General features: G+C 71.8%; 7 protein-coding genes. All 7 read left to right on the forward strand.

Features of this window, described 5'->3' with window-relative positions:
* Positions 1-20 precede the first annotated feature (20 nt).
* Complete coding sequence (locus ACFSNB_RS13730; protein ID WP_377317512.1) at positions 21-1,955, forward strand: methyl-accepting chemotaxis protein; 1,935 nt, start codon at positions 21-23, stop codon at positions 1,953-1,955.
* A gap of 27 nt (positions 1,956-1,982) precedes the next feature.
* Positions 1,983-3,569: a chemotaxis protein CheW gene (locus tag ACFSNB_RS13735; protein ID WP_377317514.1), complete on the forward strand. Its 1,587-nt coding sequence runs from the start codon at positions 1,983-1,985 to the stop codon at positions 3,567-3,569.
* 25 nt (positions 3,570-3,594) lie between these two features.
* The gene (cheB, locus tag ACFSNB_RS13740) at positions 3,595-4,710 is read left to right on the forward strand and encodes a chemotaxis-specific protein-glutamate methyltransferase CheB (RefSeq protein WP_377317516.1); all 1,116 of its coding nucleotides are present in this window, start codon (positions 3,595-3,597) and stop codon (positions 4,708-4,710) included.
* Positions 4,691-5,317, forward strand: a complete 627-nt coding sequence (locus ACFSNB_RS13745; RefSeq protein WP_377317518.1) for a HEAT repeat domain-containing protein — start codon at positions 4,691-4,693, stop codon at positions 5,315-5,317. The genes cheB and ACFSNB_RS13745 overlap by 20 nt, the downstream gene beginning before the upstream one ends.
* A 3-nt stretch (positions 5,318-5,320) precedes the next feature.
* A complete protein-coding gene (locus tag ACFSNB_RS13750; protein WP_377317520.1) occupies positions 5,321-6,184 on the forward strand; it encodes a CheR family methyltransferase in 864 nt (287 codons plus the stop codon).
* Positions 6,185-6,189: 5 nt separating this feature from the next.
* Positions 6,190-6,585: a response regulator gene (locus ACFSNB_RS13755; protein ID WP_377317522.1), complete on the forward strand. Its 396-nt coding sequence runs from the start codon at positions 6,190-6,192 to the stop codon at positions 6,583-6,585.
* Positions 6,582-7,933, forward strand: a 1,352-nt coding sequence (locus ACFSNB_RS13760) for an Hpt domain-containing protein (protein ID WP_377317524.1), incomplete at its 3' end; no start/stop codon positions are given. The genes ACFSNB_RS13755 and ACFSNB_RS13760, both read left to right, overlap by 4 nt.

Genomic DNA, 7,933 nt, shown 5'->3' on the forward strand with positions numbered 1-7,933 from the left:
GCAACAGGAAGGGATCGATCATGGCCCTGGTGAAGAAGACACAGGTCGGCACGACCGGAGCGGCCCCGCGCGCGGCGGGCGGGGACGGCGCCGCCGCCAGCGGCGGCCGCCTGCTGGCCGAGGCGCAGAAACGCAAGGCGCGCACCTTCGCCCGCCAGCAGAAGGCGGCGGAACGGATCGCCGCCGCCACCTCGCAGCTGGCCAGCGGCATCGCCGAGGCGACCGCCGCCGCCGAGGAACTGCGCAAGGCCTCGGAACAGATCGCCTCGGGCGCCGAGGAAGCCGCCGGCGCGGCCCAGCAATCGCTGCGCGCGGTCAATCACGGCGCCGGGCTGATCGGCCGGGCCAAGGAAAACGCCGAGGGCGCGCTGGCCAAGACCGAGGCGCTGCAAGGACTGATCTCCAACATCTCCGGCCAGATCACCAATTCGATCCAGGCGATCGGCCGGGCGGCGGAGCGTCAGCTCAGTTCGGTCAAGATGGTCGACGAGCTGGAGCGGCAGGCGGCGGCGATCTCCGAGGTGGTCAAGGCGGTGGCGCGGATCGCCGACCAGACCAACCTGCTCGCCCTCAACGCCGCGATCGAGGCGGCGCGGGCCGGCCAGCACGGCAAGGGCTTCGCCGTGGTCGCCGACGAGGTGCGCACCCTGGCCGAAACCTCGGAAAAGAGCGCGCGCGACATCCAGGACCTGATCGCCCAGATCCAGCGCGAGGTCAAGGTGATCGCCGAGGGGATCAACGCCTCGGCCGTCACCGCCCGCCAGGAGGTCGAAAAAGGCCAGCAGATCACCACCCAGCTCGGCCAGATCCGCGACGACATGGCCGAGATCGCCGAGGGCTGCCGCGAGATCGCCAAGGCCAACCTTGAATCCGACACCGCCTCGCGCGAGGCGCAGAAGGGATCGGAAGTGATCGCCGCCGCCGCCGAGGAGCAGAGCGCGGCCTGTCAGGAATCGCTCAAGACCATCGACGAACAGGCGCTGGCCCTGTCCCAGTCGGAACAGGCGGCGCAGGAACTGTCGGAACTGGCCGACGAGCTGAAGAACTCGACCGACATCGGCAAGAGCAGCGAGGAGGTCGCCTCGGCGGCCGAGGAACTGTCCTCGGCGGTGGAGGAGATCAACCGCGCCGCCGCCCAGATCCTGGTCGCGCTCGACCAGATCCTCAAGGGCACCCAGCAGCAGGGCTCGGCCACCCACCAATCCTCGGCGGCGATCGCCCAGATCGAGAAGGGGGCCCAGGTCTCCTCCAGCCGCGCCCGCGCGGCGGTGGAAAAGGGCGAGGCGATCGCGACCCTGCTCGACGGCAACAAGCAGGCGATCGACAGCCTGATCGCTGGAGTCCAGCAATCGGTCGAGGCCAGCCGGCAGAGCCGTGAACAGATGGCCTCGCTCGAACAGGTCAGCCGCCGCATCGACAAGATCGTCGATGCCATCACCACCGTGTCGATCCAGACCAACATGCTGGCGGTCAACGGCTCGATCGAGGCGGCGCGGGCCGGCGAGTTCGGCAAGGGCTTCGCGGTGGTCTCGACCGACATCCGCAACCTCGCCCGCGACTCGGCCGAGAACGCCGAACGGATCAAGGACACCGTCAAGGCGATCCAGGACCAGATCGGCGCGGTCCGCCGCGACCTCGAGGAAATCGCCGCCGCCGCCGCGCTGGAGGTCGAGAAGAACAAGGCGCTGACCGCCGATCTCGACGCCACCGCCCGCGACATGGCGGTGGTGCTCGACGGCAACCGCGAGATCCTGTCCGGGGCCGAGGAGATCGTCCGGGTGGTCAAGGAGGTGCAGACCGGGGTCGAGCAGATCGCCGCCGCCGCCCAGCAATCCTCCCGCGCCAGCACCGAGGCGGCCAGCGCCGCCCGGCAGCAATCGAAGGGGGCCGAGGAACTGGCCGCCGCGATCGAGGAGATCGCCTCGCTCGCCGATGAATTGCAGGCCGGCGCCTGATCCCGCCCCCCGCCGAGGAGAGTCGCCATGTCCGAGATCGTGGCCCAGGAGGCGGCGGCCCCGCCGCCCCCGGCCGGGGAATCCCCCGCCGGCGGCGACAGCGCCGCCGACGGACGGCAGTTCGTGATCTTTCACGTCGAACAGGAAATGTTCGCGGTGCCGCTGGCCGAGGTGCAGGAGATCATCCGCATGCCCGAGGTGGTCAGCGTCCCGCTCAGCCCGGCGGCGCTGGAGGGGCTGGCCAATCTGCGCGGCTCGGTGCTGCCGGTGATCCGGCTGCGCCACGTCTTCGGCATCGACGACATCGCCCATGACGATTCGACCCGGGTGGTGGTGCTCGATCAGGGCAGGCCGGTCGGGCTGGTGGTCGATCGGGTCGCCAACGTCGTCAGCGTCGAGCCCGGCCGGATCGAGACCGCCGACACCATCCAGGGCACGGTCGATACCGATCTGCTGACCGGGATGATCAAGGCCGCCGACGGCGAGCCGATGGTGATGGTGCTCGACGCCGCCCGGGTGGTCGGGCGCGAGTTCGCCGCCCTCGGCGCGGGCCGGACCGGCGCGGGCGAGCCGCGCGGCGGCGGCGCGGCGGCGGCAGACGACGCCGCCACCACCGCGACCGGCGAGGAAAGCCAGCTGGTCAGTTTCGAGGTCGCCGGCCAGGAATACGCCCTGCCGATCGAGCGGGTGCAGGAGATCGTCCAGATCCCCGGCCAGATCACCGAGATGCCCAACACGCCGCGCCATGTGCTGGGGGTGATGACCCTGCGCAACCGGCTGCTGCCGCTGGTGTCGCTGCGCGAGCTGTTCGGCCTGCCGCCGCAGGAACTGGGCGAGGCCAACAAGATCGTGGTGGTGGCGGTCGAGGGGGCCGGGCCGGGCGCCGCGGTCGGGGTGGTGATGGACAGCGTCAAGGAAGTGCTGCGGGTCGGCCGGGCGGTGATCGATCCGGTGCCGCCGCTGCTGGCCCGCGACGGGGCGCTGGGCGAGATCGAGGCGATCTGCCGCCTCCAGGACGGGCGGCGGCTGGTGTCGATCCTGTCGGCCGAGACGATGTTCAGTCGCGAGGATCTGCGCCGGGTGGCCGGCGCCGCCAGGGAGGAGGAACAGGCGATGGCCGAGGAGGAGGACCGCAATCGGGCCGCCCGCAGCGACGACGAGGAGCAGTTCGTCGCCTTCCGCCTGATGAACGAGGAATTCGGGGTGCCGATCGAGGCGGTGCAGGAGATCGTCCGCGTCCCCGACGAGCTGACCCGGGTGCCGAAGACCCCCGATTTCATCGAGGGGGTGGTCAATCTGCGCGGGGTGGTGCTGCCGGTGGTCGATCAGCGCCGCCGCTTCGGCCTGCCGGCGATGGAGCGCAGCGACCGCCAGCGGATCATGGTCTACACCATCGGCGGCCTGCGCACCGGCTTCATCGTCGATGCGGTGTCCGAGGTGCTGCGGATCCCCGCCTCGGCGATCGGCCCGGCCCCGGCGCTGTCGGAGGAACAGCAGCGGCTGGTCCGCCGCGTCGCCAACATCGAGCGGCAGAACCGGATGATCCTGCTGCTCGACGTCGAACAATTGCTCGATGGCGGCGAACTGGCGGCGGCCCGCCGCGCCGTCGTCTGACCCCGGCGCCGCGAGGAACCCCGCCATGCCCCGGGTCCTGATCGTCGATGATTCCGCCCTGATGCGCCGCCACCTGCGCGAGGTGCTGGAGTCCGAGGGCCACGAGGTGATGCTGGCCCGCAACGGCGCCGAGGCGCTGGCGGCGCTGGTCGAGTTCGATCCCGACGTGATCACCCTCGACATCAACATGCCGGAGATGGACGGGCTGACCTGCCTGTCGCGGATCATGGCGACCCGGCCCAAGCCGGTGGTGATGGTGTCGTCGCTGACCGAGCGGGGGGCCGAGGTCACCTTCGAGGCGCTGGCGCTCGGCGCGGTCGATTTCATCCACAAGCCGGACGGCACCATCTCGCTCAATGTCGGCCGGATCGAACGCGAGATCCGCGACAAGGTCGCCGCCGCCGCCCGCGCCCGCATCCGCCGCAGCATCGGCCTCAGCGGACGGGTCCGCTCGCTCGGGGCCAGCCGCGACCCCCGGCGCGAGGGCGGGCGCGAGGGCCGGGCGGCGACGCTGGCGGCGCTGCCCCCGGGCGAGATCGGGGCGGTGCTGATCGGGGTCTCGACCGGCGGCCCCGGCACGCTGGAGGAGATCCTGCCCCGCCTGCCGGAGGGTTTCCCCTGGCCGGTGCTGGTGGCCCAGCACATGCCGGGCAGCTTCACCTCGGTGTTCGCCCGCCGGCTCGACGCGATCTGCCGGATGACGGTGGTCGAGGCCGCGGGCCAGATGCCGCTCGAACCCGGGGTGATCTACATCGCCAAGGGCGACGCCGATCTGGTGATCGGCCGCCGCCTGTCGCGGCCGGTGATCAATCCGCTGCCGGCCGGCGGCCAGTATCTGTGGCATCCGAGCGTCTCCCGGCTGGTCGAAAGCGCGATGCAGGCCCTGCCGCCGGAACGGCTGATCGGGGTGCTGCTGACCGGGATGGGCGACGACGGCGCCCAGGCGATGGCCGAACTGCACCGGCGCGGCGGGCGCACCATCGCCCAGGACGAGGAGAGTTGCGTGATCTTCGGCATGCCGGGGGAACTGGTGAAGCGCGGCGGGGCCAGTCTGGTGCTGCCGGCGGGGCGGATCGGCGCCCAATTGTGCGAATGGCTGCCACCAGCCGGGGAGACACGCCGTGGGACTCGTCAGGCTTGACCCGACCACACCGGAAACCGCGCCGTCGCCGGACGCCGCCGCCCCGTCGCTGAGCGGATGGCTGACGGCGCTGGCCGCCCCCGCCCCCGCCAGCCGCCGCGCCGCCGCCCGCGCCCTGGCCGACCATCCCGAGGCGGCGGCGGCGCTGTGCGACCGCTTCGAAATCGAACCCGCCCCCAGCGTGCGGGCGATGATCCTGTCCAGCCTGATCCGCATCGGCGGCCCGGTGGTGACCGGCCGCCTGGTGGCCCTGCTCGGCAGCGACGACGCCGCCCTGCGCAACGGCGCGGTCGAGGTGCTGGCCGCGCTGCCGGCGGCGTTCAGCCCCCATGTCGAGACCCTGCTCGACCACCCCGACGACGATGTCCGCCTGTTCGCGGTCAACATCCTGAGCGAACTGCCCCATCACGAGGCCCCAGACTGGCTGCTGCGGGTGATCCGCCACGACCCCCACCCCAACATCTGCGCCGCGGCGGTGGACGGGCTGGCCGAGGCCGGCACCCCGGCGGCGATCCCCGCGCTCGAATCCCTGCGCGAGCGGTTTCCCGACAATGCCTTCCTCACCTTCGCGGTCGAGACCGCGATCCACCGCATCCGGGGGAGCTGAGCGATGACCCTGCCGCTCCGCGCCGACCCGGTCCAGCCGGCGGTCACCGACGTCGAATATGCCAAGTTCTGCGAATTCTTCTATCGCAAGACCGGCATCCATTTCATCGAAGCCAAGAAGTATTACGTCGAGCGCCGGTTGCAGGACGCGATTCTGAAGACCGGCGCGACCAGCTTCCGCGATTATTTCCAGTTTCTGCGCTTCCAGGCCTCGGGCGAGGAATTGCAGCGTCTGGTCAACGCGATGACGGTCAACGAGACCTATTTCCTGCGCGAGGATTATCAGTTCGACACCCTGGTGCGGGAGGTGCTGCCCAGCCTGACCCGCGCCCGCCGCCCCGGCCGGCCGATCCGGATCTGGTCGATGCCCTGCTCGTCGGGCGAGGAGCCCTATTCGATCGCGCTGATCATCCTCGAACGCTGGGGCCAGGCCGATGCCTGGGACATCGAGATCCTGGCCTCGGACATCGACAGCGGGATCCTGGCCAAGGCCCGGGCCGGGCTGTTCGGGCCGCGCTCGCTGTCGCGGGTGCCGCCCGGCTGGATCGACCGCTATTTCAGCCGGCGCGAGGAAGGCGCCTATCAGATCTGCGACGAACTGCGCCACTCGATCGATTTTTCCCTCTGCAACGTCACCGACCGGACCCAGACCGCGCGCTTCCGCGACCTCGACGTGATCTTCTGCCGCAACATGCTGATCTATTTCGACGATGCCGCCCGGCGCGAGACGGTCGAGATGTTCTACGAGGCGCTGGCGCCGGGGGGCTTCGTCTTTCTCGGCCATTCCGAAAGCATGAGCCGGATCTCGCCGATCTTCACGCCGCGCCGGTTCGGCGACACCATCCTCTATCAGAAGCCGTGGGAGTGACCACGATGACGCCGCCCGCCGCCCCGCTCCCGCCCCGCGTCCTGGTGATCGACGACAGCCTGACCATGCGCCTGTTCTATCGCAGCCTGCTGGACGCCGCCGGCTTCACCGTCGAGGAGGCGGCCAACGGCGGCGAGGGCTATGACCGGGTGCTGGCCGAGCCGTTCGACCTGCTGATCGTCGATGTCAACATGCCGAAGATGGACGGCTACACCCTGCTGCGCACGGTGCGGCAGGACCCGGCGGTGCGCGACGTGCCGGCGGTGATGATCAGCACCGAGGCCGGGCCGCACGACCGCGACAAGGCCTATGCCGCCGGGGCCAATTTCTATCTGGTCAAGCCGGTGGCGCCCGAAGAGCTGGTCGAGGTGGCCCGGCTGATGACGGGACGAAAATCATGAGCGCGCCGCTGCTGCTGCGCTTCGTCGCCGAGGCGCGCGACCTGCTCCAGGCCGCCGCCGGCGGCCTGCTCGACCTCGAACGCCACCCCGGCAACGACACCGCGATCAACGAGGTGTTCCGCGCCGTCCACACCCTCAAGGGCTCGGTCGGGCTGTTCGATTTCGCCGCCTTCACCCGGATGGTCCATGTCGCCGAGGACGTGCTGAGCGCGGTGCGCGACGGCCAGCTCGCCCTCACCCCGGCGCTGGTCGATCTGCTGCTCGACGCGCTCGACCGGATGGGGGCGTGGCTCGACGACATCGAGAGCGCCGGCGCGCTGCCGGCCGACGCCGACCACGTCGCCCACGCCACCACCACCGCCCTGCGCGCCGCCCTGCCCGCCGCGGCCGAAACCGAGACCGCCGCCGCCCCGGCCGCCGCCGCCGCCACCGATCTCGGCTGGGTCGCCGCCCTGCCCGAGCCTGACCGCCACGCCGCCGTCGCCCGCGCCCTGGCCGGCGCGCCGCTGACCGCGCTCGAATACCGCCCGGTCGAGGATTGCTTCTTCAGCGGCGAGGATCCGGTCAATCTGTTCCGCCAGTTGCCCGAGTTGATCGCGCTGGCGATCGAGGCGCCCGAGGGCTGGCCGCCGGCCGACCAGTTCGATCCCTATGCCTGCCGGCTGCGGCTGCGGGCGCTGGTCGCCGCCCCGCCCGAACAGGTCGAGACGCTGTTCCGCTACGTCCTCGATCAGGTCGCCCTGGCCCCGGTCGCTCCCGAAACTCTGATCGTGCCGGCCGGCGCCGCCGGAGACGACGGCGAGGCCGGGCCGGTGCGCGAGGATTTCCTCGCCGCCGCCCGCCCGCTGCTGGCCGCCGCCGACTGGGACGGGCTGCGGCGGATCGTGACGGCGCTGCGCGAACTGACCGGCGGCCATCTGCTGATCGCCTCGGCGCTGCGCTGGCTCGATCTGGTGCTGGCGGCGCCGGCCCCGGTCCCCGGCTGGATCGCCGCCCTGATCGAGACCATCGCCACCGGGGCCGCCGTCGCCCCGGCCGGGGCCGGGCCGGCCGGAGTGCTGCCGCCGCTGGCGCGGGCGCTGCTCGAAGGCCAGCGTTTCGGCCTCGGCCTGCCCGGGGCCGAGACGCAGCCCGGCCGCATCGCCGCGATCGGACGCGGCGTCGGCGCGATCCTGCGGGCGCTGGGCCAGGACGACACCGCGTGGCGGGACGACGTCGCCGCCGCGTCCGCCGGCGACGATCCGACCCCGATGCTGGCGGCGCTCGACCGGCTGCTGGCGGCGGACGACGCCGCCGCCGCCGCCGCCGCCCCGGCCGAGCCGCCGCACCGCGCCACCGGCCCGCCGCC

This window comes from Phaeospirillum tilakii, assembly GCF_042683125.1.
GTDB lineage: Bacteria > Pseudomonadota > Alphaproteobacteria > Rhodospirillales > Magnetospirillaceae > Phaeospirillum > Phaeospirillum tilakii.

Bases quoted from the DNA above. Each gene is read 5' to 3' on its own strand.
- ACFSNB_RS13750 (WP_377317520.1), top strand. From the start codon at position 5,321: ATGACCCTGCCGCTCCGCGCCGACCCGGTCCAGCCGGCGGTCACCGAC.
- ACFSNB_RS13755 (WP_377317522.1), top strand. From the start codon at position 6,190: ATGACGCCGCCCGCCGCCCCGCTCCCGCCCCGCGTCCTGGTGATCGAC.
- cheB (WP_377317516.1), top strand. From the start codon at position 3,595: ATGCCCCGGGTCCTGATCGTCGATGATTCCGCCCTGATGCGCCGCCAC.
- ACFSNB_RS13730 (WP_377317512.1), top strand. From the start codon at position 21: ATGGCCCTGGTGAAGAAGACACAGGTCGGCACGACCGGAGCGGCCCCG.
- ACFSNB_RS13735 (WP_377317514.1), top strand. From the start codon at position 1,983: ATGTCCGAGATCGTGGCCCAGGAGGCGGCGGCCCCGCCGCCCCCGGCC.